Annotated in this window: 27 protein-coding genes; 2 read left to right on the top strand and 25 right to left on the bottom strand. The window is 49.3% G+C overall.

Annotated elements, in window-relative coordinates:
* Window positions 1-3: 3 nt before the first annotated feature.
* The 25 genes from ABD836_RS14665 to ABD836_RS14550 form a co-directional block, all read right to left on the bottom strand.
* Window positions 4-612 carry a hypothetical protein gene (locus ABD836_RS14665; RefSeq protein ID WP_344937349.1) on the bottom strand — a complete coding sequence of 203 codons (609 nt, stop codon included), beginning with the start codon at window positions 610-612 and terminating at the stop codon, window positions 4-6.
* A 91-nt stretch (window positions 613-703) separates the two neighbouring features.
* Entirely contained in the window at window positions 704-955 is a 252-nt protein-coding gene (minE, locus tag ABD836_RS14660) for a cell division topological specificity factor MinE (RefSeq protein ID WP_344937347.1), read from the bottom strand.
* Complete coding sequence (gene minD / locus ABD836_RS14655; RefSeq protein ID WP_344937345.1) at window positions 952-1,767, bottom strand: septum site-determining protein MinD; 816 nt, start codon at window positions 1,765-1,767, stop codon at window positions 952-954. Before minD ends, minE begins: the two co-directional genes overlap by 4 nt.
* Before the next feature lie 45 nt (window positions 1,768-1,812).
* Window positions 1,813-2,610 carry a septum site-determining protein MinC gene (gene minC / locus ABD836_RS14650; protein WP_344937343.1) on the bottom strand — a complete coding sequence of 266 codons (798 nt, stop codon included), beginning with the start codon at window positions 2,608-2,610 and terminating at the stop codon, window positions 1,813-1,815.
* 192 nt (window positions 2,611-2,802) lie between these two features.
* Window positions 2,803-3,483, bottom strand: a complete 681-nt coding sequence (locus tag ABD836_RS14645) for a Fe2+-dependent dioxygenase (RefSeq protein ID WP_344937340.1) — start codon at window positions 3,481-3,483, stop codon at window positions 2,803-2,805.
* An 8-nt stretch (window positions 3,484-3,491) separates the two neighbouring features.
* Entirely contained in the window at window positions 3,492-4,595 is a 1,104-nt protein-coding gene (locus tag ABD836_RS14640) for an alpha-hydroxy acid oxidase (protein WP_344937338.1), read from the bottom strand.
* A gap of 64 nt (window positions 4,596-4,659) precedes the next feature.
* Window positions 4,660-7,023 carry a TonB-dependent receptor gene (locus tag ABD836_RS14635; protein WP_344937336.1) on the bottom strand — a complete coding sequence of 788 codons (2,364 nt, stop codon included), beginning with the start codon at window positions 7,021-7,023 and terminating at the stop codon, window positions 4,660-4,662.
* 2 nt (window positions 7,024-7,025) lie between these two features.
* The gene (locus ABD836_RS14630; protein ID WP_344937334.1) at window positions 7,026-7,889 is read right to left on the bottom strand and encodes a TonB family protein; all 864 of its coding nucleotides are present in this window, start codon (window positions 7,887-7,889) and stop codon (window positions 7,026-7,028) included.
* Window positions 7,889-8,317, bottom strand: coding sequence for an ExbD/TolR family protein (locus tag ABD836_RS14625; RefSeq protein WP_344937332.1), 429 nt, complete (start codon window positions 8,315-8,317; stop codon window positions 7,889-7,891). Before ABD836_RS14625 ends, ABD836_RS14630 begins: the two co-directional genes overlap by 1 nt.
* The gene (locus ABD836_RS14620) at window positions 8,310-8,741 is read right to left on the bottom strand and encodes an ExbD/TolR family protein (protein ID WP_344937330.1); all 432 of its coding nucleotides are present in this window, start codon (window positions 8,739-8,741) and stop codon (window positions 8,310-8,312) included. The genes ABD836_RS14625 and ABD836_RS14620 overlap by 8 nt, the downstream gene beginning before the upstream one ends.
* A complete protein-coding gene (locus tag ABD836_RS14615) occupies window positions 8,738-9,397 on the bottom strand; it encodes a MotA/TolQ/ExbB proton channel family protein (RefSeq protein WP_344937328.1) in 660 nt (219 codons plus the stop codon). The genes ABD836_RS14620 and ABD836_RS14615 overlap by 4 nt, the downstream gene beginning before the upstream one ends.
* Before the next feature lie 419 nt (window positions 9,398-9,816).
* On the bottom strand, window positions 9,817-10,032 hold the full coding sequence (locus ABD836_RS14610) for a GDCCVxC domain-containing (seleno)protein (protein WP_344937325.1): 216 nt from the start codon (window positions 10,030-10,032) through the stop codon (window positions 9,817-9,819).
* On the bottom strand, window positions 10,014-10,397 hold the full coding sequence (locus ABD836_RS19510) for a MerC family mercury resistance protein (RefSeq protein WP_425583040.1): 384 nt from the start codon (window positions 10,395-10,397) through the stop codon (window positions 10,014-10,016). Before ABD836_RS19510 ends, ABD836_RS14610 begins: the two co-directional genes overlap by 19 nt.
* A gap of 66 nt (window positions 10,398-10,463) precedes the next feature.
* Window positions 10,464-10,853, bottom strand: coding sequence for a MerR family transcriptional regulator (locus tag ABD836_RS14605; protein ID WP_344937322.1), 390 nt, complete (start codon window positions 10,851-10,853; stop codon window positions 10,464-10,466).
* A gap of 96 nt (window positions 10,854-10,949) precedes the next feature.
* Window positions 10,950-11,249, bottom strand: a complete 300-nt coding sequence (locus ABD836_RS14600; RefSeq protein WP_344937319.1) for a Dabb family protein — start codon at window positions 11,247-11,249, stop codon at window positions 10,950-10,952.
* Between the two features lie 551 nt (window positions 11,250-11,800).
* Window positions 11,801-12,967: an insecticidal delta-endotoxin Cry8Ea1 family protein gene (locus ABD836_RS14595; protein ID WP_344937316.1), complete on the bottom strand. Its 1,167-nt coding sequence runs from the start codon at window positions 12,965-12,967 to the stop codon at window positions 11,801-11,803.
* Between the two features lie 691 nt (window positions 12,968-13,658).
* Window positions 13,659-14,399: a 4'-phosphopantetheinyl transferase family protein gene (locus tag ABD836_RS14590; protein WP_344937313.1), complete on the bottom strand. Its 741-nt coding sequence runs from the start codon at window positions 14,397-14,399 to the stop codon at window positions 13,659-13,661.
* 4 nt (window positions 14,400-14,403) lie between these two features.
* The gene (arsH, locus tag ABD836_RS14585; protein ID WP_425583039.1) at window positions 14,404-15,111 is read right to left on the bottom strand and encodes an arsenical resistance protein ArsH; all 708 of its coding nucleotides are present in this window, start codon (window positions 15,109-15,111) and stop codon (window positions 14,404-14,406) included.
* 114 nt (window positions 15,112-15,225) lie between these two features.
* Window positions 15,226-15,954: a cupredoxin domain-containing protein gene (locus ABD836_RS14580; RefSeq protein ID WP_344937310.1), complete on the bottom strand. Its 729-nt coding sequence runs from the start codon at window positions 15,952-15,954 to the stop codon at window positions 15,226-15,228.
* 43 nt (window positions 15,955-15,997) lie between these two features.
* Window positions 15,998-16,894, bottom strand: coding sequence for a PepSY domain-containing protein (locus tag ABD836_RS14575; protein WP_344937308.1), 897 nt, complete (start codon window positions 16,892-16,894; stop codon window positions 15,998-16,000).
* A 20-nt stretch (window positions 16,895-16,914) separates the two neighbouring features.
* Window positions 16,915-17,520 (bottom strand): FMN-binding protein, encoded by a 606-nt coding sequence (locus ABD836_RS14570; protein ID WP_344937305.1) that lies wholly within the window; start codon window positions 17,518-17,520, stop codon window positions 16,915-16,917.
* An 18-nt stretch (window positions 17,521-17,538) separates the two neighbouring features.
* Window positions 17,539-18,000, bottom strand: a complete 462-nt coding sequence (locus tag ABD836_RS14565; protein ID WP_344937303.1) for a group I truncated hemoglobin — start codon at window positions 17,998-18,000, stop codon at window positions 17,539-17,541.
* Between the two features lie 40 nt (window positions 18,001-18,040).
* Window positions 18,041-19,090, bottom strand: coding sequence for a DUF3034 family protein (locus ABD836_RS14560; protein ID WP_344937301.1), 1,050 nt, complete (start codon window positions 19,088-19,090; stop codon window positions 18,041-18,043).
* A 977-nt stretch (window positions 19,091-20,067) separates the two neighbouring features.
* The gene (locus ABD836_RS14555; RefSeq protein WP_344937298.1) at window positions 20,068-21,111 is read right to left on the bottom strand and encodes a DUF7802 domain-containing protein; all 1,044 of its coding nucleotides are present in this window, start codon (window positions 21,109-21,111) and stop codon (window positions 20,068-20,070) included.
* 25 nt (window positions 21,112-21,136) lie between these two features.
* A complete protein-coding gene (locus tag ABD836_RS14550; protein WP_344937295.1) occupies window positions 21,137-21,949 on the bottom strand; it encodes a sterol desaturase family protein in 813 nt (270 codons plus the stop codon).
* Window positions 21,950-22,109: 160 nt separating this feature from the next.
* Here ABD836_RS14550 and ABD836_RS14545 point away from each other — a divergent pair, with 160 nt between their 5' ends.
* Together ABD836_RS14545 and ABD836_RS14540 are read left to right on the top strand one after the other, a co-directional pair.
* Entirely contained in the window at window positions 22,110-22,763 is a 654-nt protein-coding gene (locus tag ABD836_RS14545) for a TetR/AcrR family transcriptional regulator (RefSeq protein WP_344937292.1), read from the top strand.
* Between the two features lie 44 nt (window positions 22,764-22,807).
* Window positions 22,808-23,827, top strand: a complete 1,020-nt coding sequence (locus tag ABD836_RS14540) for a DUF2804 domain-containing protein (protein ID WP_344937289.1) — start codon at window positions 22,808-22,810, stop codon at window positions 23,825-23,827.
* Window positions 23,828-24,112 lie beyond the last annotated feature (285 nt).

The following is a 24,112-nucleotide window of genomic DNA, read 5'->3' as shown; positions in this document are numbered from 1 at the left end:
AACTCAGCGGGAAAGGTCGTTGCGACTCGCGGTGACCTTTAATAAATGACGACGAAACAGCACCAATATTATCAAGGATACACAGGCAAGCCCAACGGCGGCCGGAAATAATACGGTGGTGAGTGAATAGTTGTTCAGCGCAATAATCACCAAACTGTTGCGCAATGCAAACAGACTGAAGAAGCCGAGATTTTCCTTGTGGGGGTGCTGGTAGGCTTTGCGCAGGGTTGGTCCAAAGCCGAGCAGGTCGACAAAGGTGAGTATGATCACGGCAAATAGCGGTTCGGCACTTAAGTACCAAATGGGAATAGAGGACAGCGCAGCACCGAAAAATAGCCAGTCGCTTGGGGTTATAGCGACATCGCCTTTGCGTTGAAATGCCAGTAGCGCGATATACAGCGTAATGAGCCCCGATATGCCAATGGGCCATGCGCCGCTGCCGGCCTTGGCGTTAATTTGTGCAAAAAACACGATGCCGGTGGTAATGCCCCAGATCAGCCAGGAAAACACATGGGCGTGGGTCGTACCGCGATGAATACCGCGAATATAAGGGGCAAAGCCAATAAACGTCAGGGCGATGGCGGTGAAAGCGCAAAAGTCTTTTACGTTCATAGTATTCCCTAGGGCAGTGACGCCATTCCTATTAGCTGGGGCAGCCCCAGCTAATAGCGCCTAGAAAAAAGTTTGCAGTGCTGACTAAGTCTTAACGGTCCGGCAATACAATGTTTAGCTCTAGCACTGAGCAGTTGCCATTGTTGTCGAGCTGTACTTCAACTTGGTCTTGGTTTACGTCAACGTATTTGCGAATCACGTCGAGCAGTTCTTGCTGCAGTTTGGGCAGGTAGTCTGGTTGGCTTCGTTGATTGCGCTCATGGGCGACAATAATTTGCAGACGCTCCTTGGCGATCGACGCAGTGGCCTTTTTATTGCTGCGGAAGTAATCGAATATGCTCATGCGCTCCTCCGGAACAGGCGTTGAAACAGACCTTTTTGTTCAACGCTCATAAAGCGGTGTTCCACTTCTTCACCAAGAATGCGCGCTACAGCGTCGGAGTAAGCTTGGCCGGCGGGGCTCTCGGTGTCGTGAATCACCGGTATACCTTGGTTAGAGGCTTTAAGCACGGTTTCAGACTCAGGAATAACACCCAGTAACTTGGTGGCTAAGATTTCTTCTACGTCTTTAACGCCGAGCATCTCTCCCTTCTCAACGCGCTCGGGGTTGTAGCGTGTGAGTAATAGGCATTCCTCGACGCGTTCGCCATTTTCTGCGCGGCGCGATTTACTTTGCAGTATGCCCAGAATGCGATCTGAGTCACGCACAGATGAGACTTCGGGGTTGGCGACAACGATGGCCATATCGGCAAAATACATGGCCATGAACGCGCCGTGTTCAATGCCCGCGGGGGAGTCGCAAATAATGTACTCAAAGCCGTCGTCGGCGAGTTCTTTTAGAACGCCTTCAACGCCTTCGACGGTGAGCGCGTCTTTGTCGCGGGTTTGCGATGCGGGCAAAATATAGAGGTTTTCAGCGCGCTTGTCTTTGATCAGGGCCTGACGCAGCTTGGCTTCGCCGTTGATGACGTTGACAAAGTCATATACTACGCGGCGCTCGCAATTCATGATTATGTCGAGGTTGCGCAGGCCAATGTCGAAATCGATAACGGCGGTTTTGTGGCCACGCATGGCGATGCCGCTGCTGATTGCGGCGCTGGTGGTGGTTTTACCCACACCGCCTTTTCCTGAAGTAACTACTATTATCTTGGCCAAGGGTTTAATCCTTCTGAGGGCATGATGGGTTTAAATGAGTTGGCATCAAACGAGTGCGGTAATACACAGTGCGCCCTCGTCTCGGCCAATTTGAACCGCGGTTTTCCAATGTTCATTGCGCAGATCTTCGTCCACTTTGAAGGTGCCGGCAATGGAGACCAGTTCGGCCTCGAGGCTTTGGCAGAAAATTCGCGCGCTAGTATCGCCTTTTACGCCAGCGAGGGCGCGGCCGCGCAGGGCGCCGTAAACATGAATATTGCCGTCCGCCAGTACTTCTGCACCGGCAGACACCGCGGCCATAATGATCAGGTCGCCGCCTGGTGCGTAAACTTGCTGGCCGGAGCGAATCGGTGTGGTGATGATTTTACTGGGCTTGTGGTCGATTTCAACTGTGGCGCTGGGGCTGAGTTCCAGTTGACTGGGTTCAATTGGGGTGGCCTCGGAGGGAGGCGCTTCTGCCACGCTGGTTTCTGTCTGCTCAGGTGCAGCCTTTACCCGCGTCGCCGGCATAATGGCTAAGTTCAAGGTCTGTGCCTGTTGAGCTAAACTCTCTGCGCCGCTGCGCAGTGCCACGGGCAAGAGTCCTTGGCCGCGGCAGATGGTCAGTACATCCGCTAAAGGGAGATCGCCTAGCTCGCCGGTAAAATCATCAAAGCTGAGCACCACCGGCGTTTGCTTAAAAAAGCCTGGCGCGGTTGCTGCTTTGTCTCGTAATTGTTGTTCAAAATCCTCCGCGTCAAAACGGCTGATTTCTAATAGTGTGAGCGGGAATAAACCGCCTTTCAAACGGAAGGTGGCGGTGTTTGTTTCGTTGTCGCTGGCTTTCGATTTTAAACGTGGCAATCTGCTTTCCTAGGTGTGGCTTAACCCCCGGTTCGCGGTGCGAAGCGGAGTGGATTTTACAACTATGAGATTTAGGCCTCTTAGAGTAAGGCATCGCCACGATTGTTCAACTGTTTTTATAGATTTAGTGGTGACTTGCCGGTACTTCGCTGATTTTACGGCTAATTCAGTTAATTGCCCGTGGTAAATCACTTAGGCGTAGGCCCATTCTCTGAGGAGATTGTGATACAAGGCTGAGAGCCGTCGCACTTCCTCGTCGTCGCAGCCAAGTTTGAGCGTTAAGGCTTGGATACTTTGGTCGAGTTCAAACAGCCGCTGTCGTTGCTGGTGGCTGCGAACGAGGCTTTGTACCCAGAAAAACGCGGCGAGGCGCTGACCCCTCGGTACCGGTTTGACCTCGTGTAGACAGTTGGCGGGGTAGAGGATTATATCGCCGGCGTTGAGCTTTATTTCTTGGAGGCAACCGCCAATTTCAACACTGAGTTCGCCGCCCTCGTAGTCTTGTGCCTCGGATAAAAACAAGGTTGCAGACAAATCGCTGCGTAGGCTGCTGTCGTCGGCGCAGCGCATAATAGCGCTGTCGATATGCTGGCCGTAGTGGCCGTTATTCTGGTAGCAGTTAAATTTTGGCGGATAAATCTTGTCGGGCAATGCCGCGCTGATGAACAGCGGGTGCTGGCTAAGTTTGGTGCTGAGGGTATTGACCAGACTCCGCGCTGCTGCGCCGCTGTCATCTAATTGTAAATTGGCTTTGAGTGGGGCGGCAAGTTGTCCTGCACTGCGGGCGCCGTCTTGCCAATTGGCGCCGTCGAGCGTTGCCCGAAAATGTGATAATTCACTCGCGCTGAGAAAATCATTGATGACAGTGAGCATAGTGGTCCTTAGCCAGGGGTGAAAAGGCAGTTGCGATCAATGTCTGTAATTTGTGGGCAACCGCAGAGTGCCATGGTGATTTCCAGTTCTTCTTTGAGCAAACGTAACATATGTGCGACGCCAAGCGCACCGGCAACCGCTAGTGAAAAAGCCTGGGGGCGACCGATTAATACCGCATTGGCGCCGAGTGCTATGGCTTTGAGGATGTCGCTGCCGCGGCGAATGCCGCTGTCGAGTAAAAGAGGGAAGTCATCGCCCAGTGCTTGCCGTATTGCGGGTAGGGCGTCGATACTGGCAGGTAAGCCGTCAAGGCAGCGACCGCCATGGTTAGAAACAATAATGCCATCCATACCCATGTCGGCGATGCGCTTGGCATCGTTGGGGTTGATCACGCCTTTGATGATAATGGGGAGCTTGGTATGTTGTTTTAACCAGCGCAGGTCTTGCCACTGTGGTGCGAGTGCCATGAGTTGCTGAAGTATTGGGTTTACGCCTGGCGCGCCGGCTTGTGAGAACTCAGCGGATGCAGGGATATTTACCGCTTGGATTTCAGGTGGCAAGTAAAAACCAGCGCGTTGGGCGCGATTGCGTAGGCCGCTCAGCGGCGCGTCAATGGTTAAAACAATCGCGGTATAGCCGGCGGCTTCCGCTCTCGTCACGAGGGATAAGGTATCTTCGCGGCGAGCTTGAAAATACAACTGAAACCATTTGGGCGCGTTGGTTTGTGCGGCAATGTCTTCTAGGCTGGCGGTAGCCAGCGTGCTAACCACTATGGCTGTGTCCATGGCGTCGGCGGCCATGGCGGTGGCGAGTTCACCACTCGCGTGGCAGAGCTGTTGGTAGCCTAATGGCGCGAGTAAAAAGGGGTGGGCCAAGTTGTGGCCGAGTAGCGAAATCTGGGTTGACCCGCTACTAAAGTCGCGCAGTACGCGCGGCGTTAATTCTATATTCGCAAAGGCGCTGCGGTTGCGATTTAAGGTTTGCTCGTCGGCGGTGCCGGCGGCAATGTATTCGTAAATGTCGTGGGAGAGAAAGTCTTTAGCGTAGCGCTGATAATCATCGAGACAGACAATTTCAGCGGGAATAGTTTGCAGGGGCGGGGTGTATTTCATTGCTGAATTCCGTTACTGATCAAATGCGCTGTGTCCATTGTATATGAACACAGCGCCAGCGAGTTTAGAACTCGTATTCCACGCTTACGTGGGCATTGCGCGCGTCGCCAATATAGGTGAATGCACCACTGCGGTAGGCCGCGAGGTAGTAGTCTTCGTCGGTGACATTGCCGATATTAACGCGTGCCTTCAGCTGCTCGCTAAACTGGTAGCTGGCAAAGGCGTCGAACACGGTATAGCTCGGTACTTCGTAGGAGTATTCCCCAGTTGTGCTGCTAAAGCCTGCTGCGGTATCGGGCTGACCAGCGTACATTTCACTGGAGTAAGTTGCGGTGCCGCCAAACGAGAATTTAGGGCTGGCTTGGTAACGCAGCTGTAGAAAAACACTGTCGTCGGCGAAGTTGCTTAGAACCTTGCCTTCGCTAGCAGTGGTATAGGATTCGAGAATTTCCGATTCCATAAAACTGGCACCGAACTGGGTGCTGAGCTTAGTACTGATATTACCGACCAGTGAGAACTCTATGCCTTGGACGCGGTTTTTGCCGGTGTTCAAGGTGCCGAGGGTGGCATAGTCATCGCCAACGCTTTCCATTACATCACTTTTGGTGATTTGAAAAATAGCGGCTGTGGCTAAGAGCTTGTCATTCAAGATATTCCACTTAGTGCCCAGTTCAATATTCTCTGTCATTTCTGGTTCACTATTGGCTGCTTGGTCCGGGTCACCACACAAACCGCCATAGCCACAGTTGCCGCCGAGATCAGATTCGCCGCCATTGATATTGGCCGAGGTGCTGTAGGTCAGGTAGACATTGGCGTCGTCATTAATTTTATACACCGCGCCAATATGGCCATTCCACAGGGAATCGGAATATTTAAAGTTCGTCGGTGTGCCGCCGCTCACAATAGTATTGTCGTAGTCAAAGTCGTCTAGTCGAATACCGGTGAACAAAGACCAGCTGTCGCTCAATTCAATAGTGTCCATCACCGAGAGTGAAATGGCTTCAATATTGTAGTCTGAGTCTTGGTCGCCCTTAGAAATACTGCGACCCATAATCGAATTGAGATTTTCCAGCGTATTGCCGCTGGCATCGGCGGTGCAATAGCCAGGCGCTGCGCCGCCGCGACCGCTGACAATGCAGTTGCTGGTGCCATTATTGGTGACACTGTACACGCCATTAACGATATTGTATTTCGACAACTCGACACCAAAGACAAGTTGGTTTTTCTTGCCAGCAATATTGATATCTTTAAAGAAGTTAAACTGGTTAACAAGGTACTCGACTTCTTGCCAGCCCTGATGGGTGCTTAGCGACGCTGTCGGTGCTCCTGGCGCATCTGGGTCACTGGCGTCGCGGGTAGTACCTCTAGCACCTGTCGTGACATAGCCGTTGTTGGTGGTGCCGTATCGTAGCGCATTCTCAATGCGGCTGGTGTCGCTAAGCGCGTAGTTGGCACGCAGCGTATAGACGCTAACTGCCGACTGGAGAAAGTCTTGGTCCTGTAAATAAACCGGAAAATCATCCACCGGCTTACCGCCCCCTGCCACAATATAGGTTCCCAAATCTGGGCTGTCTTGGGCATTCAAATAATAGAAATCACTGAGCAATTGCAGTTTTTCTGTGGCTTGGAATAAGCCAGAAAGGGCAACGCCGCGGCGGCTTTTATCGGCGGGTTCCCGATCAGGCACGTCTTGGAATGAATAGAGTAAGTTAATGCGCAGCGCCAGGTCATCACTGAGCGAGTTATTGCTGTCGAGGCTCAGGCGTTGATAATTGTCGGTGCCGATGCCGCCACTGAGTTTATTGAAATCGTATTCGGTGTTGGCTTGTTTGGTAATGCTATTTACCGCGCCGCCAGTTGATCCGCGTCCAGCAAAGGTCGAGCTTGGGCCTTTGGTGATTTCGACTTGTTCGGTGGCGAAGCTTTCGCGAGTGGTCATGCCGGGGTCACGAAGGCCGTCGACAAACACATCGCTGCGCGCTTCGTGGCCGCGAATAATATAGCGGTCACCAAAGGCATTGCCATTTTCACCGGTACCGAGGGTGATACCCGGCTGAGCGGCTAGCACATCGCGCAAGTCTGATTTTCCGGACTCTTTAATTTGAGTTTGGGTCAGTACATTAATAGTTTGCGGGGTGTCGGCCAAGTCTTTTACATGACGGCTGTCGCCAGATACTTTGGCTTTGTAAGGTGCGCCCGCTTCGGCATAGGGGTTGGTGTCAACGGTGCGCTCCTCGATCTTAAGCGTGTCGAGTACAAAGGTGTCGTCACTTTGCGCAAAGCCCATGCCGCTCATTAGCAGGGTGGGTATTCCCAGTGCCAGCGCACTCGCGCTGGGTTTAAAACGCGCTGATTGTGAAGCGTGATTTTGTGGCGTTTTTCCCGCCGGTTTTAGACTTGCGGGTGTAAGTGTTGCTTTCCGTTTCATGCTTAATCCTCATGGAAGTCATTGGTGATTAGGGAGTACTCAATAGGTATAACGAGGTGGATCTGATCTTTTTTAATACTTGCTGGCAGCGGCGGTAGAGGCGAGGCATCAGCGAGCATTTGCAGCGCTGCGTCATCGAGGGCCTTGTGGCCGGAACTGGATTTCACGGAGGTCGCGAAAATTTCACCGCTGCGGCGAATGCCAAATTTAACGGTCACTATTCCCTGCGCCTTGCGTTTTTTTAACTCGGGAGGGTAGGTTTTGTGCTGTCCCAGCCATGCGGATAGCTGGCTAAAGTAGTGTTTACTGTCGCCAGCTTTGCCGCCCGCACTGCGCTGCGCACCGGAGCCGCTGGCGCGAACCATTGCTTCGCTACGTGCGGTGTCAGGTTTGACTAAGGTATCTGGTGCATCGGAATTTTGGGTGGATTCTGCAGAGACCATGTCGTAGTGACTTTGCGTGGTTCGTTCTACAGCTGCTTGGTAGCCATGCTTAGGTGCCTCAGCAATCTGTGGCGGCGGGGCGAGTGCCGTTGCGCTTACCATTGGCGTTGCCGCCGGCATCACGTTTGGAATTAGCTTTGGCGTCTCGACAGGTTTGGCTGTTTTGCTGGGCTTTGGTTTGACCACTGGTTTGACGATCGATTTAGGCTCAGGCTGGGGGGCGGCGGGCTCTGTTGGCGCTGTGCGCTTGGCAATGTCGGCGTACGAGCCGCTCATGCCTAAACCAATTTCAAGGCCGTCTTGGCCCTCTGCATAGGCGCCAATCTGCGGCGCTGGTTCTTGGCCGAGTTCTGCAACGTAAAATAGTGACGCGTGCACGCTGATCGCGAATGTAAAGGCAATGAGCCAAGGGAGTTGACGCATTATTCTTCTCCACCTTTGCGGGTGTGTAAGTTAATGCTGAGTGTTGGATGGCTGCCGAGAGCATTAAGCGCGAGGTGCAATTGCGCCGCAGTAAGATCTCGATCTGCATATAGCGACACTGAGGTAGGGCTTGGATCCGACTGGTTGCTGATGTATTCGCTCAGTGCTTGCGGCGAGATTGGAATCGAATCGGAGTCAGCTTGATTTAGAAAAATCTCACCTTGTGTATTAATAATGATTTTTATGGCTTGGCTTTCAGAGGTTGTTGTATGGGTGCTACTTGGTAGTTGCACCGCGCCGCTTTGTGCAGTTTTAAGCTGGCCTGCGACCATGAAAAAGATCAGCAATAAAAACACGATATTGATCAGCGGGATCAGGTTGTCGTCACTGCTGGATTTTTTTGCCCCGGCCATAAGTGTTCTATTCATGGTGCTGGGCACCTTGCGGCAGTGGCTCACCTAAGTTGACTTGCGTAAATCCATCGGCTTTGAGTATTTCTAAAAGACTGACAATGTTCTGTACACGCATTTCGGCTGCGGGCAGCAAGGTTACAGGTTTGCCTACGTCCGCAATGCCGGCAAGCTCGGCAACGTTGCCTAGTGTTAATAGGGAATCATTAAAAAATGCAAAACTGCCGTCGTCATAGGCAAATAATAATTGCGGCGGTGCGGGATCAATTGCCTGTGCTACCGCCTGGCTTTTACTCAGGGCAATAGTATGTTCTTTGCTGAACGTGGAAGTGAGCATAAAAAACATAAGTAAAATAAAAACTACGTCAATTAGGGCGGTAAGGCTTATCGGATTTTTGCGCCGAGGCCTACTCAGCGCCGATGCAGACAAAGCAGTGTTCACGCGTGTTCACTCGCTTCTTTCGAGACCGGGTGAAAGGGCCCTTTATTCAGACTATTTAGGGTAAATGCGTATTCAATGGTGTTTTGAATTGACTGAGTTTGACGTTCAGCACAGCGCTCTAGCCAGCTATGCAATACGGAAATAGGAATTGCGACAATTAAGCCCGCGGCGGTAGTGAGCAGTGCCTGCCAGATGCCGCCAGACAGAATGGCGGGATTAACATGCTCGCCAGCGGCTTCCATTGCGCGGAAGGCCTCGATCATGCCCAGCACGGTCCCTAATAAACCTAATAGCGGGGCGAGGGTGGCGATGACCTCAAGAATGCGAAGATGGCCGCTGAGTTGCTCTGCTTGTAAGCGCGCCCCGCGGTAGGCTTCATCCCGGGCTTGCTGGGTGTCGAGGGATTTATTAGCGAAGAGTTGCAGGCAGCGACTCAGCACCTTTGCGCTCGGGTTGCGATGACCGTTGATTAAGATGAGCGCCTCAGGCTTTTTGCCATCCTCTAAAAGCTTGAAAGCGCGCTGGGCTGCAGAATCATTTACTTTAAGCTGAATGAATAGCTGCCATATTTTATAACTCGCGACCGTCAAGCCAATAACCGAGAACGCAGATAGCACCCAAATAATGGGACCGCCAGCAATGAGGGAGTGGAGCATGATCTTGCCTCTGTAATATAACGGTAATAATAATGAGAACGGTTATCATTAACGTATATATCAGTGGTATTGTCAATCGTCTGCGGCTTATTTTTTTGCGTAGTGGGGGGTGGGGAATTTGATCGCAATTGAGAATTAAGCGACTTTGGGCGGGTAAACGAGAATGAGAACGAGAATGGCGCTGTTATGCCCTTAGAGTGGAGTTTCTAGGGGGCAACCTTGCTCTATGTGAATTTAGGCGCTGCGCCAAATACCCAATCCATCGGGTAAGAAGTTTAAGTCACGGCCATCGCGCAATTCATAGGCTGACAATCCGACCACACGTCCCCGTCTGGTAATAAGCGGACGCGTGCTGACCTGCATGCAGGGTGTTGTGGGGGCTGAGGTTTAGAGACCCTCGGCTACCCGATTAGATGTCATTAGCCACAACACTCGCCTTCTTGTATTGGAGGACACTTTACAGTGCCAAAACTACAAAACACACAGCAATCTCCGGCGTTTGGTTTAAGTACTTTCTTACAGTTCTCGCAATCATAGAAATACTGGCAGGCATCCGTTGGCATTGTTTCGGTTTGGGCATGGCCACAGTGAGGACACTGAATTGTGGATTGAAGCACTACGCTGGTGTTTGGCATTGATGGCACCTTTTTAACTCAATGGTATTCCAAATGGCGGCAACAACCAGGCCACCTAAACCAGCATACAAAAGCCACGCGACCAGTGATACGTTATAAGCGTAAATGAGTGCCAGGACACTTATGATTGTTAGCGTTAAAGGCATAGCCCTATGGTGTTTTCTGAACGATAAGAGTGCACCGACAGCAGCAATAACAGCAAACGCCTGTACGAAATAAATAATGTATCCCGAATATGGTAAAAGTGAGCTAAGGCCAACAGCGCCCGCGACTGATGCTAAGAATGGAAGGCAGCAAGGAGCTGCGGCGAATACCGCTGAAATTACACTTCCAATTCCACCGATTGAATCTAGAGAGTTTTTCATATTCGCTCAAGGCTGACCTCACGTATTAGAACGGAGTCAGTATAGAGTCCGTACCTAGATACGGCTTCAAGCCTTGGGATCAATTAAACTTTCGATGATTGGGCACCCCTCATAAGGTTGGGTTGACCGGCAACCTGCAACAGCTCGCTCTAATACCGACTGGATTCGAGAAAGGTCAGCTAATTTTTCATTAACCAATATGAGCTTACGATTCGCTAATTGCTCCGCTTCCGCACAATTGGAGGCAGAAAGGCTAAGCAGTGATTCAACTTCAGAAAGCGAAAACCCTAAAGCTTGGGCTCGTTTAATAAAGCGAAGCCTGTCCAGATGCTCAGAAACATAAATACGATTTTCGCCATATGGACGCTCTGGAATATCCAATAAGCCCCTTCGCTGGTAATACCGAACTGTTTCGACCGATACCGTAGCTTCTCGAGCAAGCTCTCCGATTCTCATATAGCTAGCCTTGGCATCTAACGCTTCAAGCTGCGAGCGCCGAAACCGCGCACCGGTTTTGGTGTCCGTAGCCTCGACTTGTTATGTGCTGCGGCCTCATTCAGCCGCACCGAACTGGACGGATAGAAATGAGTCTAGAATTGGGCCCGTAATGTTAGACAGAAGCTCCTGATGGCTAGGGTGGACGACATAAGCCTTTAGATCGGCCTCGTTCTGAAATTCAGCAATAAGAGCATAGTCAGCATTACCTCTATATATGCCTACATCCTCTCCAAAACTGTAACTGACCACTTCCGCAATTTCATCTCCTAAAGCGCGGAAAGCGGAAGTGACCGCATCAATTTGATCCTGGGATGTACTATCTTTCCAAGTAAGCAGCACAACATGTTTGATCATAAATAATTCTCGCTAGTTGGATGACACATAACAGTAAATTCAAATGCGTTGCGCTTTATAACTCGTGTGCATCGCGAGTCTAATTTTTGAGGTGATTAAGTAGGATAATTCTATTTAAATCAGAGTGATAGTAAGTCAGAAAAGATTTTCCCATTTGCGAGCATCCTGGATTTAAAGTGGAATCCCTTAGCCCTGAGCATAATCACTTATCAATAAAAATCAATTGCTTAAGTGATTTCCACCAGAATTAGTGAGCGCAATGCTGCTGAATACGAGTTTGACGGCTCTTCAGCGACTGACCGCTAATGTGACGCTAGAGCCAAACACTCCCAGTACCTAGGGGGTATTTCCTGATTTGGTAAAAAGCGGACGGTCAAACACACGCAATCCGATGAAGGTCATAGGTTGCTATAGAGGCGATCATATCACCTCTAATCAGGTGGCCAAATTCACTATGCCACTACAGTGGGCGGCTTCTTCAACTAAGAGGCCAAATGTCTTGACGTCAGGATTCCACTTACAAGCACAGCCCCACCCAGCCACAGGTATACCTAATAACTATTTGCAAGCCTCCACCCAAATACAATACAGTTGGCTGATCTATAAAATCGACTCGTACCCATAACATGGATGCTACTGAGCACGTGTCCGTCATAGACGAAATCAAACAAACCACCACGGCCAGCAATGCCTGCGCAATCGTTGGTAACTGAACCATCCTCAAACCAAAGTTTAATTAACTCCGGTAGCTCACCTGAACGCCCACTCACGCGTATGACTGGATTTGTTTGCACATCAACAGGGCCATTCCACCCATGTGGCGGAACGTTTGAACCACCAAAAGTTGGTGTCTGTTGATCGCCCTGGCGTGGCCCCCACTCTCCCCCGTACTGGACTTGAACTGCATCAATGTAATTCCAGCCCCAGATCTGGATACCAGTTATTGGTGAAGTTGGTGGTTCAGGTATTGTGATGCCCGTGTCATCAGCAACACCCACCGTTTGAGAGTAAACCGTCCGCGCTGGGATAGTAACTATAGATGTGTCGCCGGGGTTAACTTGTGGGTCAAAATAGGGCCAAAAATGCATTGAGTCGAGCACATTAATAGTCATCTCACGGGTATAATTGTTTTGAACATTCCAGCTCTCGACCCTGTATGTACTGTCACTCGGTAGTTTTAGTTGTTTGTAACCTTGGTCATACCATTCTGACGCCCACTTAGAATAAGCAGAGATTGACTGTTTTATCTTAGACTCTTCATCTGTAATTACCTGCGAAGGCCAGCCCCAGCGGGCTCCAAACGTAATGCCATCACGCAATAAAGCCAAATGTAAGTTTGCAAATTGTGCAAATAAAGGCAGGAGAAGAACCTCGTAACCCTTGGATTGAAAGTGAGGCAGTGTTGACTCAAAATGGCTTAGCGCTGCTGTATATTTAGCAGTTATATAGGCTTCATCGCCTTGCCCGTCTGCTAATGCTAAATCATAATCAGCCAGGACATTCCGAAGACCTTCCAAGCTCTCACTAACCTGTTGATACTCAAAATCACTAAGCTTTTGATTGATCAAAGACTCAACCTTGTCTTTAATCTGCCCCCACACATCTTCTTTAGATTCTGGCCAGAATATAGCAATCATGCCGCTAACTATACCGCCTACCTCGGGTATCTCGCCAAGACCTATTAGCGTAACACTTCGAATCGCGCTTTCCGTTTCCATGAGAATCTCCATAAATTGCTTTGCTTCGAAAGCCTATACTCTCACAACCATGGCTTCAATGATCTAAGGGACACAGAGACCTGTTTGCCACCTTAATCAATATGCATAACACGTCCGACTACGTTGTACACGGAACACGAATTATATGTAGCTCGCGAGGGTATCCAGGTTCAACGGAAACGGCAGATTTTCATGAAGGGTTAGTCGTCGAAATATAGGGGGCGGGGACTCAGTCCCTAATGATTGTTTGGATAATAAACTAACGATAGGCTATATTAGTTGCGCAAAGAGCAGTCAACTACGTCTAGCTAAACTAGGGCTGACCGGCGCTTTTTATTCCTTTAAAATCAAAGGCTTGCAAATTATCATTTAGATGCGATACCCAAACGTAATAACAATGGAGTATGGCAATTACAAGCATTAATCTATTCTCAATTACAATAATTTCCCCTCTATTTTCAATTGCTTAGAATAACCCGAATTCTAATTTGCGCAGCAATTCCCCAGGGGTATTACATTGAGCGGGAAAATGACGTGAATTTGGTTTTGTATTTCGGTCAACGATGTGTCGGCGTAAAAAATACTATGACATGCGTGAACAGTATTTAGCGATTTAAACTGGAGCTTTACGCGAGAAGCTGAGATTCCGAGGAGGATGTAAATCGAGTTTATTTGTTATTTATACTGCGCTTCATTGCGCAAGTGAAAATTTTTCAGGGGCGAGTGATAGATGGCTAAAGACCCTGTGTTCATCAAGGCGATAGTGCACCCATAGCGTGTTATTGAGCCCAATTGCTTGTGCTAGTGTCGGTTCAAAATCGAATTCCATGCATTGTTTTACAGAATCTATGGCACAGAGTTTCGCGGCACTAAAGCCGAAAAAATGTTGGATAGCAGGGTAAAGCGCCTTATAGATGCTTTCCTTAGCCGAGAAACACAATGTTAGCGCTTCATGTAATTCAAAGCCGGCGCCGCGAGTTATTGCAAGTTCGTCCTCGTCAATTATTTTAGTCCACAATCGCTCGGCGCGTGCTGGCGTTAATATTTCTTGGCTATCGATCCCAATAGCACCTAGCTTGTTTGTGGGCGCGAGGGCGCAGGCTGCGAAGCCGCCTGAGTGGCTGATACTGCCAATGTATTGCTGTGGCCAAATAGGACAGCGGCTTTCGTCAGCGAGTATATCGAAGTGCTCGATATTGTAATGCTGCATTGCTAAAGCGGCGAGATAGCGGCCAGCAAAAAATTCTGCTTGGCGCTTTTTGCTCGCATTGCGGATATTCTCGGGGAGGTGGATTTCAGCTTGCTTAAAAAAGATTTTGTCAAAGTGCTTGGGTATAAACAAGGCTGAAAATAAGACTCCTGGGCTTAGCCGATGGTCGAGGGCGTTTACATGAAGAAACGCCGCTATCGATTCAGTTGGCTTATCCGTCATTATTTTAGCTGCGCTCGCTAACACGCTTTCGCAATGCTTCAGCAGACTCTACTCGTTCAGAATAGCGGTCTACTAGAATGTCGTTTTTATTTCGCAGTAACAGGGTGAACTTAACCAGCTCTTCAATAACGTCAACGACGCGATTGTAGTAGGCGGAGGATTTCATGCGGTCATTATCGTCAAATTCGAGCCATGCTTTGGCGACCGAAGATTGGTTCGGAATGGTAAACATCCGCATCCAACGACCTAAAATACGCATTTGGTTGACGGCGTTGAATGACTGCGAGCCGCCGCTTACCTGCATAAGTGCCAGGGTTTTACCTTGGGTGGGCCGCACTGCGCCAATGCTCAGGGGTATCCAGTCGATTTGGGCTTTCATAATGCCGGTCATGGCGCCGTGACGCTCGGGCGAGCACCACACCATGCCGTCGCACCATTGTGCTAACTCTCTTAGCTCACTGACTTTAGGGTGAGTGTCTTCACAGTCGTCAGGGAGCGGTAGGCCGGAGGGGTTGTAAATTCTCACCTCAGCACCAAAGAAACTCAGCAGGCGAGCACACTCTTGCGCGAGTAAGCGGCTGAATGAACGGGTCCGCAATGAGCCGTAGAGAATTAGGATCTTGATTGGACTGTCATCGCTGACGGGCTGCAATAATTGTTGAGTGTCGATAGGCGCAAGCGCGTCAGAATCGCAGTGGATGAGCTCGGTCATAGGTATTCATCAGCAGGACAGAAAAGAGGGGCTAAGTTTGCCTGAGCTGCGAGGGGGTATCAACTATGCTTGTTAATGGCGGTGGAAAGCGAGAGGGCGCCGGAGCGCCATCTTTTATTTGACGGTGATTTTTCCAGACATTCTCTTGCCATGAATTGCGCAAATAAAGGGGTATTCGCCGGGCTTGTCGAAGCGATACGAAAAGCTCGAGTCATGACGTAGTCGGGGGCTGCGTACGTTGCCAAACTGAATTACGTGATTTGAGCCGTCGTGGTTGTCCCAAGTTACTTCGGTTCCAGCCGCAACAGTAAGTTCTGTCGGTGAGAAGCGCATAAAGTCGACAATCGAAACGGTGTTTCCGTCTGCGACAATGTGCTTCTTAACAGGGGTGGGTGTTGGGCTCGATGCAGGTGTGGCTACTCGGCTTGGTACCGGTGTCGGCGCCTTGGATACTGGGCTTGGTGTCGGCGCTTTTGCTGATATACTGCTATTCATGCTCCCGTTGACGCTGCCATTGGCCCCAACAATGACGGTCCCTTTCATGGATTTATGAATGCCGCATTGATAATGATATTCGCCGGGCTTGGTAAAAGTGTGGCGATATTCACCACCCTTGCGAAGGCGCGGGCTCTCGTGCCCATCGATTAGCACAGTGTGGCTGGAGCTGTCATTGTTCACCCACACCACCTCTTTGCCTGGTGCAGTGGAAACACTTTCTGGGCCAAAAGCGTAATTTTGAATTTTAACTGAGCTGCCTTTCGGCGCCATCATATCGGATGATATCGCGGCGCCAGCAAACATAATCATGCCGGCCAACGAGGTAAATAATAAATAGGTTTTCATTTTTTCCTCCAAATTAATACTTTTGGCATTCAGTTACTGCCGATCATTTCTTTTGACGAGATTTCCGCATGCGATTGGTTCGCCAGGTCATCCATATGCCGGTAATAGATAGCAGTACTGCAGCGGCACCGACAAAGTTGATCAGGGTTGAGCCAAAAGAACCAAATAGTCTGCCACTGTGCATATCGATCAACACTTGCTCAAGAGCAACTGTTGGGTGAGCGAAGGGTTCTACATCCTGTTTAGCCTCTTCAGTGAGGGGCGATTGCGTTGACCAGTTAATGCTGCCGTCGTCTTGAATTTCTTGCCAACCTAGGCCGTCCGCGCTGATATACGTTCCTTCGCCTTGTAGCGCTAAAAAGGATGTGTCTTGCTGTTGGATACTGCCAATGCCGCGAATATGTCCCACTGGGAGCATATAGCCGCTGAGTTCTTCAATAACGGCGCCGTCAGGCGCGAGTAAAGTGAGTTTATCGTTTGTGGCGACAAACAGAAGCTCGTCATTGTTGTTTTTAATGTCAACAAAGCCGAGTGGTGATGGAATGTGCCGATCTAAGACAATATCATTTAGAACGGTATTTTCAGTGGTGGTTACTAACCAATGATTTTCAGATGAATAGCCATTCTCTGGGATTTCCGTATGTAAACCATAAAGCGACATCAGCGTGGTGGAACCAACGCGAATGGCATCTAAGCCCATGCTAACACTCTGGTTAAGTAGAATGCCGCTGAAGCCCAGCCAACCCATAAAGATAAAGGCAAAAATACCCAGGCGTTGGTGCCATTGACGCAATAGTAGTGAGGTATTGCGTTTAGGCGCCGCTGGTTTTTTTTTGACCGGTGCTACGGGTTTAATGGCGGCCTTTGGACGTGGTTTTACACCCGCATCAAAGGCCGAAGAGTCCTCCGCATCAGCGCGGAGGGCAGATTGATTGTTCATAGAGCCTCCCAGAAGGCTGTTTATTTACGACTTAATGAATCTAAGGTGATAGCGGTTCGCGCCATGCGTTCCATCATGACTACCGATAGTGTTGCGCCGGTAATATTGTCCACCTTATTGCTTAGGCCGGTACCGGATGCTGTAGCTCCTTTTAACTGATTTAGGAACGACGGCTCGGCAACTTGTTCACCGCGCGATTCACGGTAAATCAATACTCGGGCGGTTTCGACGGCGCCGTTGCTGATCGCGAATCCTGAGGTAGTGGGCACATAGCCCTCTTTGCCAATGTCATCAAAAACCCAAACGGTTTTGCTTTCGTCTTTCCAGTAGCGCACGCGCTGCGAAGGAAACGGGCGTTTAAATACGGAGCTGATTTCACTTTGCGCCTGTGAGTCTAAATTCAGTACCACTGGCGTTGGTACATTGTTGTTAAACATTTCGGCCAGAAAAACATCCGGTGTTTGAAATGTTTTATACAGTTCAAATGCTTTTGCAGTTCCTGAATATAAGGTGGTAACAAATAGGAAAAATAATACCATCATTACTTTTTCTGCTGCCTGCGGGCGCCGCGCAACGGCATCTAAACTAGATGCCGTGCCGCCCATTTTTTCAAATGGATAGAGCATGTTTTCTCCGTAATGCGATTAGCGAGTTACGATCACGCGTTCCAGCGGAGCGAGTGCAGCAATAAGCTGGTTACACGCTTCGTAGGTTACGGTGACGCGTTCACACGCGTTGTAGGCAGCTTCAACTACGGCGTTAAACTGGGTCACGGTAATAGCGAGGTCGGCGTGAGCCGCTGCCATGCTGGCACCTTGGTATTCAGTTCCCGCACCTAACACCATCATTTCAAGCTGGGTATTTAAGAATATCTGCCGTTCAATATTGCCGAACTCGCGGAAAATATGATTAATCCGGTTGTCTAGCATAATGTAGTAAAACAAACTCTCTACCCAGTTGCGGACGCCTTCTTCGCCGCCCCATTGGGCTATAGTGTCGTCGTCAAGAGCCGGATAGGTTTGAGTTTGACCGGTTTGGGCAAAGCTTGGCATTGCCGCGGTGCCTGCAAGAATTGCAATGGCGATAGTGCGAAATATCAGTTTCATGGTGCTCTCCTGAGATCTAGTAGACTTAGCTAATCAGTGATTAGAAGCTGGCCTGTAGTGACATGTAAAACCCGTGCTGGTCAGGCGTGATCGTGATATTGCCTAGCATTGCATAAGCCATGGTGATAGACAGGTTTTTGCTCGGGAAGTAGGCAATAAATACGTCGTACCAATCGCTTTCATGCTGGGTCAAAGTGCCAGACAAAGCGCTCAGGCCTAACGAGTCTAAAGTTGGCTGTAAACCAGTTACGTCCAGGCCACCAATTTCGACACTTTTGCCTTCTAAGTTATCGCCATGCTGAGCCCATTCAACGCCGATCGCAGTATCTTTGCGTAGCAAGTATGCAATCGAAACTTCGGGACGAACTTCCTTGTCTTCGCCATCTGGGCCACCAAAGCCAACTAAACCAGTTTGGTTAGCTGCTGTGTAGCGCGCGGTAATATTAACCAGCGTGTTGATGGGGAAGAATATTTTGGTTGCCGAAATATAGGCTTCCCAATCCTTGGTTTTTGCCGCTTGCAGCGTGGTCAATAAGTCTGCGTTTTTGTTCTTTTTGTAAAAGCCACCAATGGCAACCTGAGGTAGCAGGTTGTCAGAGTCGTAAATAGCTTCACCAAAAACGCGAACCTTTGCGCCAATTACGTCCATTTCAATGGTGGTGTTAAAGGGTTCGATACCCGTATTGATTGGCGTGCCGGCTAATTGACCAGTTAGGCCGCCCGCTGTGTCAGCAACTAAACCAACAGTATCGAAGGTTGAACTAGTAGTCAGGGTGCTGTGAGCATACGAAAGTTCAAAGCGATCCCAGAAACCAACCGCTGCGCCGACTGAGTGCAGGGTGTAGTTTGCCAGTGGTGCGTAGGTATAGTGAACGTTTCCGTTAATACCGTCACGGGTTGCATAACCAGTGATAGTTGCCCATGGGGTGATACCACCACCGCCGGCGCCGTCGATCATGCTTACGCCGCCAGTTGCGAGTACCTTGCCGGTGTTAAACATCTCGGCCTGAGTAATATTGCTCGCAAGGATTGCGGCAACGAAGGCTGCGCTTTTAAAAAGACGCAAGCCGTTTCTTTTTGCTTCTTCCATCTTGATGCTCCTAATCAATAGAAAACTACAGTGCTTGAGTAAAGCGCCCCGCGTTCTGCAGAAATGTCTAGTAGTAGTGTCGGTACACTGGGTTTTCAGAAGTGACTGCCTTGCGGTAATCGCTTCTGGCTTCCAAATTGTTGCCGTTCTAAAACACGCTATCCGTCTTCTTAAGGGTGCATCACACACATAGCAATGGCTGTGCCAGCTAGAGATGGTGCTGTTTTGGCTTTGTTATCTATCGTCGCTATGCAATATGTTGGTGCGTGTAATTTTGAGAAAATTGGGGGGATGGGCGCTAATGCGGTGCTAAAAATGGCTTTTACGTTTGCGTAGTTTTATTTTGGGTCGATTTTTTTAAAAACAGAAAATTTTGGGGCATTTAATATTTTGATAAAAATCGCTCTTCTTTAAATTTGTACGTGCGTATTAAATGAGTGATTTCTATTAATGCACAATAATGTGGCCATTTTGCGGCGTGGGATTTCTGAGGCTTGGTGCAAATTGGGGCGAAATGCGCTTTTTTGCATATTATTAGGAATGTGTAACGTACTGATCTTGTTTTCGCGCGGGAGTGGAAGTGTGATCTGGGTCACTCTTTTGATCAAAAGGGTGGTTCGTGGGTGGGGGAGAGAGGGACTTCCCGGAAATTTGCATCGTTAATTAATATTTCTTTGTCGCCAATAGTATAAATAAGAAGGAAGCCCCATGGCGCAAAGGGTAACTAATTTGAGTTTTCACTGGCCGACAACGCCATGAGAGCTTGTGGTGCATTTCCATAATTGTGGTGAGTTTGGTCTCCCTAATTTATTCTCTCTACCCTTAAGCGCACATGGATATGGCGGATTTATTCAATATTGTGGTGGCTGACCAATAAGCGCGGATTGTCGCTCTCCCGTGCATGAGTGAGATGCTCACCCATTTTCTACGACTGCTACGTCGCTTCATCGTAGCGGTCGTTTAGTCGTGCCGCTATCTTATTCAATTCGCTGAGCGGGTACGGGGTGGCTGAACAGTACGATGGCCGTTGAAGCTGCAATGGCAATGACGGCGGCAATAGGGTTGCCGATGGCCAAGCCTTCTTGGGTGAGGCCCTCGGCGCTGAGATTGAAAAATAAATCAAACTTCGCAATGTATATAAACAGATGGCCCGCGAGGTAAATAAGTGGAAAGAGCATCAATATGCCGTCACGGGTAGCCGCAGGCCGTCGGAAGTTAAGTAGGAAGACAAGGCCCGCAATAAAGAAGGCGACAACGTGAGTCAGTGATGCCAGCCCAAAATTGGCGGTCCATGGTGCCATATCCCAGGGCGGCATATTTTTTGAAAAAATATTGTAGGGAATAAACAGAATCGAGCCGAGGATAATGGTCGCGACGGGGATGCTGGCAATGCCGATGTACGTTGCGGTGGTAGATCGACCTGTACTGGGGCCGTCCCAGCAAATTTTACGTGCTAAAAAGGCGAATGCTCCGGTGAAGAGAAAGAACCAGTGGTAGCTGGTTAATGGCACGCTACTTACATAGGGCCATGTTGTTGGATCATTGCGATCCCAAATCCACCAGCCTAGCTGCGGGCCAAGATTGTCAAAGATGAGATAGCTAAGTCCTGCAAAAAAACCAACGCTAATCGCCTCTACACCGGGTTTAAAATCGTAGCGTCGGATTGTCATGTAGCTATGGTATATAAAGGTAGGGTAAAAGAGGGCGATGTAGAGTGGTAGGCGGTTGTATAAAAACATGACGGTGAATTCGCCATGCCAAAAATTTTCTACGGTGTAGTAGGAAAGGATATCCATCACCAAGCCGTACAAAAATGCGGCAGCTAAGGTATACAGCGCGGCGGGACTGCCCGTTGAGCGACTGTGACGAATGGCGTGAACCACGGTCAAGATAAATCCAATTAGCAGTATTGCTTCAATGGCAAGAAAGCTCCAATCTTTGAGCGCCGAGGGCGCATTGATATAAATGAAGCTATTGGTCGCTAGCTCATTGCGCATTGCGTAGGAAATATGTTCGTTCATAGTGCTCTCTTATTATAGTAGTGAATCAGTATTTCAATACCGGGCCCATGGCGCGACCACCTAATGCGTCGGGTTTCCGAACAACGCCTTGGCCGCCATTGAATGTGAGTTCGTCGTAATGATGGCCCTCGCGGCGAATAGTGTCGTGGATGCGATCAAATAAATTACAGGTGAAGCCAAAGTTCACATGAAAGTATTTGTGGTGGTCGTCGTGAAAACGATTGGAACCGTGTAATGGGATGCGTGGTAGCTTGATGCCGCAGTGATCCCAATAACCTAGGATAAACGTCATTGCCACTACACTCATATACACACCGATGTGCATTGGAATAATAAATGCGGGTAATGCTATATAAGAAGCGTGTGAAATCCACTCAAGTGGGTGCATTGCGGAGATCGTCCAAAACGTGGGTGTGCTATAGCGGTGATGAACATAGTGGAAGCGCTTATAGAACCAGGGTAGGTGTCCGCCCGCATGTAAGTAATAGGCAGCGGCTTCAATAAAGAGCCAGCACAGAAACAGGCTTAGCAGCGTGTAGTCCCAGCCGTATTCGGAAAAATCGAAATAGAGTCGCGACCAGCCGTGCTCAAACACGCCCCACGCGAGGGTGGCCATAATAATAGTGGCAAGATTGTAATTAAATATGCCCAGCCACATCGCTTCACGATCTAAGCGTTTTGCCAAAAACCGCTCTGGCTGAATTTTCCAGCGCCGACTGTTGTCGCGATTGCGAACGTAGTACCACCAATGTACTAAACCTCCCAAGCCGATAAAAAGCACGTTACCGCCAACGATGCCGATAAGAATGTACTGCCAAACCGATAGGCCAAGTTGCATTGCGTGCTCCATCGGACGTGCCGATTTAGGATCTAGCTTAATTTACATGCAGGTAAGTTACAGGATTGTAAGTTAATGCAGGGTGCTGTCTTTTGCAAGTAAGTTACATTGATGTAATTTGTTAAGGTATTATGTGCTTTTTGTCTACTCAGAAAACATCATGGTGATTCAACATAAGCCAACGGGCAATAAGCCTGCTGCGCCAGTAGGGCGACCCCGTGGCAGTAATAAAGAAGACACTGTCGCGCGATTGCTTCCCGCCGCGCGGCAGCTATTTGCTGAAAAAGGCTATGCGCAAACCACCTTTAAAGATGTTGGTCGGGCTATTGGTATTAGTCATGCGGCTCTTTATAGTTATTTTCCTGCAAAACTCGATTTGTATCTGGCGACCCTCGCGGATACCCAAGCGTTATTGCTGCCGAGCTATTTGAACGCAATCGCCAGTGGCGAGACCTTGCGCGAACGTATCGTTGGCGTTTTACTTGCGTCGGCGGATGCTCATGACCGCGATAGTTCGATCACGGGCCTGCTCGCGGCTGTGCCGATTGAAATTCGCCGCCACCCGGAATTGAATGCAGCCTTAGTTGGTCAGAATAATGATGTGATGGACGCCTTGAAGAATATTTTTGCGCAAGCCAAACATTCTGGGGAGATCCAAACCGAGGCGTCGTTGGATAATCTGGTGACGGCTTTTCTTGGTGGCGGCGTCGGAGTCGCTTTATTCCAATATGGCCTGCAAAATAGTGGCTCGCTTCGCGAAGCGATGGACGTTTATGTGGCCATGATTGAAGGTCTCATATTTAGCGTGAAGTAATGCGCTTCTATTTATACGAAAAACTCCTATTTTAAGAGAGCCTTATGTCACCTAAATCGACATTGATTAACAGTGCTGGCCAAGCCACGTTTGGCTATTTTCCAAATGGCGTACGAGAAATTAATTACCGTGATTTCGATTTGCGCAGTCCTATGGATCGCAAGCTTGGCGCTTTGGCAAAACGGTTTAAATTTAATCAGTTTCAGTTTGTCGCACTGGTTAGTCCTGAGTTGATTGTTGGAGTCGCGATTGTTGATTTGAAGCTAGTCAGCAATGCCTTTGTGTATCTTTATCAGCCAGCAAGCGGGGCTTTTGAAGAATTCAGTTTTATACAGCCCTTTGGGCGAAATACGGAGATAGGCTTGCGCCCCAATGACAGCGAGGCGGTGTTCCGGCAAGGTAAAAATACCTTGTCCATCGTTGCTGATGAGCGCAGTAAACAGCGTCGAGTGAATGTTTCCTTGGCTGGCGGTGTTGAAATCGCTGCACAGATTGGTGAGTCGGATTGTACGCCGCTGGCGATGTGTTCGCGTGCGGGCTATCAAGGTTGGGTTTTTACCCAAAAGACCGCCGCGCTGCCTTGCGTGGGGTATGTTGCTTGGCAGGGCGCTCGTCGCGATTTGGCGGAAATGAATTCGCTTGCTTCAGTTGATTGGACTGCGGGTTATATGCGCGGTGAAACCTTTTGGAATTGGGCGAGCCTGTCCGCCACCTTGGCAGATGGTCGTCGATTGGGGATGAATCTCGCCGCTGGCGTAAATGAAACGGGGTTTACCGAAAATGCGCTGTGGCTGGACGGCCAATTAATTAAAGTCGATATGGTGGACTTTCAATTCTCTCGCTATGAAACGCGGAGTACTTGGCATATCCGTTCGGCAGATGGCCTTATCGATCTGCAGTTTACGCCAGCCGGGCAGCGTAAAGAAAAACAGAATGCCTTTATCATCGCGTCAAATTTCATTCAGTATTTTGGCTTGTTTCAGGGGCGAATTTGCCTGGCCAATGAAGTGATAGAGATAGCGGATATGTGGGGGTTCGCCGAGGATCACTACGCGCGCTGGTAACCCTACGTCACAAAAATTATAATTTGAGCTCTAGCGTAAGTTCATTGTTGTATCCATGACGGGGCTGATTATTCGCGGGAGTTGTTAGGTGCTGCCTTATTAGCGCTCGGTCACACTTTTAGCTATTACTCATTATAATATTTATGGTTACACTGTTATTACCCCTTATTTTCGTTATAGTCCTCTAACAATAAAATATAGTCAGTCGAATGATTTATTAAAGACTTTAACGAGAGGGTAACTTGCGCATGGGCATTAATTTAAATCGGAATCACTTAATAAGCG

The sequence above is a fragment of the Zhongshania borealis genome, from assembly GCF_039539625.1.
In the GTDB taxonomy this organism is placed as follows: domain Bacteria; phylum Pseudomonadota; class Gammaproteobacteria; order Pseudomonadales; family Spongiibacteraceae; genus Spongiibacter; species Spongiibacter borealis.
The sequence above is the reverse complement of the archived record's forward strand: the minus strand, read 5'-3'. Positions and strand labels throughout refer to the sequence as shown.

What these genes read in the sequence shown, in the direction of transcription:
- ABD836_RS14665 (WP_344937349.1), bottom strand. Translation starts at nt 612, where the DNA reads ATGAACGTAAAAGACTTTTGCGCTTTCACCGCCATCGCCCTGACGTTT.
- minE (WP_344937347.1), bottom strand. Translation starts at nt 955, where the DNA reads ATGAGCATATTCGATTACTTCCGCAGCAATAAAAAGGCCACTGCGTCG.
- ABD836_RS14645 (WP_344937340.1), bottom strand. Translation starts at nt 3,483, where the DNA reads ATGCTCACTGTCATCAATGATTTTCTCAGCGCGAGTGAATTATCACAT.
- ABD836_RS14640 (WP_344937338.1), bottom strand. Translation starts at nt 4,595, where the DNA reads ATGAAATACACCCCGCCCCTGCAAACTATTCCCGCTGAAATTGTCTGT.
- ABD836_RS14635 (WP_344937336.1), bottom strand. Translation starts at nt 7,023, where the DNA reads ATGAAACGGAAAGCAACACTTACACCCGCAAGTCTAAAACCGGCGGGA.
- ABD836_RS14630 (WP_344937334.1), bottom strand. Translation starts at nt 7,889, where the DNA reads ATGCGTCAACTCCCTTGGCTCATTGCCTTTACATTCGCGATCAGCGTG.
- ABD836_RS14625 (WP_344937332.1), bottom strand. Translation starts at nt 8,317, where the DNA reads ATGAATAGAACACTTATGGCCGGGGCAAAAAAATCCAGCAGTGACGAC.
- ABD836_RS14615 (WP_344937328.1), bottom strand. Translation starts at nt 9,397, where the DNA reads ATGCTCCACTCCCTCATTGCTGGCGGTCCCATTATTTGGGTGCTATCT.
- ABD836_RS14610 (WP_344937325.1), bottom strand. Translation starts at nt 10,032, where the DNA reads ATGCCAAACACCAGCGTAGTGCTTCAATCCACAATTCAGTGTCCTCAC.
- ABD836_RS19510 (WP_425583040.1), bottom strand. Translation starts at nt 10,397, where the DNA reads ATGAAAAACTCTCTAGATTCAATCGGTGGAATTGGAAGTGTAATTTCA.
- ABD836_RS14605 (WP_344937322.1), bottom strand. Translation starts at nt 10,853, where the DNA reads ATGAGAATCGGAGAGCTTGCTCGAGAAGCTACGGTATCGGTCGAAACA.
- ABD836_RS14600 (WP_344937319.1), bottom strand. Translation starts at nt 11,249, where the DNA reads ATGATCAAACATGTTGTGCTGCTTACTTGGAAAGATAGTACATCCCAG.
- ABD836_RS14595 (WP_344937316.1), bottom strand. Translation starts at nt 12,967, where the DNA reads ATGGAAACGGAAAGCGCGATTCGAAGTGTTACGCTAATAGGTCTTGGC.
- ABD836_RS14590 (WP_344937313.1), bottom strand. Translation starts at nt 14,399, where the DNA reads ATGACGGATAAGCCAACTGAATCGATAGCGGCGTTTCTTCATGTAAAC.
- arsH (WP_425583039.1), bottom strand. Translation starts at nt 15,111, where the DNA reads ATGACCGAGCTCATCCACTGCGATTCTGACGCGCTTGCGCCTATCGAC.
- ABD836_RS14580 (WP_344937310.1), bottom strand. Translation starts at nt 15,954, where the DNA reads ATGAAAACCTATTTATTATTTACCTCGTTGGCCGGCATGATTATGTTT.
- ABD836_RS14575 (WP_344937308.1), bottom strand. Translation starts at nt 16,894, where the DNA reads ATGAACAATCAATCTGCCCTCCGCGCTGATGCGGAGGACTCTTCGGCC.
- ABD836_RS14570 (WP_344937305.1), bottom strand. Translation starts at nt 17,520, where the DNA reads ATGCTCTATCCATTTGAAAAAATGGGCGGCACGGCATCTAGTTTAGAT.
- ABD836_RS14565 (WP_344937303.1), bottom strand. Translation starts at nt 18,000, where the DNA reads ATGAAACTGATATTTCGCACTATCGCCATTGCAATTCTTGCAGGCACC.
- ABD836_RS14560 (WP_344937301.1), bottom strand. Translation starts at nt 19,090, where the DNA reads ATGGAAGAAGCAAAAAGAAACGGCTTGCGTCTTTTTAAAAGCGCAGCC.
- ABD836_RS14555 (WP_344937298.1), bottom strand. Translation starts at nt 21,111, where the DNA reads ATGAACGAACATATTTCCTACGCAATGCGCAATGAGCTAGCGACCAAT.
- ABD836_RS14550 (WP_344937295.1), bottom strand. Translation starts at nt 21,949, where the DNA reads ATGCAACTTGGCCTATCGGTTTGGCAGTACATTCTTATCGGCATCGTT.
- ABD836_RS14545 (WP_344937292.1), top strand. Translation starts at nt 22,110, where the DNA reads ATGGTGATTCAACATAAGCCAACGGGCAATAAGCCTGCTGCGCCAGTA.
- ABD836_RS14540 (WP_344937289.1), top strand. Translation starts at nt 22,808, where the DNA reads ATGTCACCTAAATCGACATTGATTAACAGTGCTGGCCAAGCCACGTTT.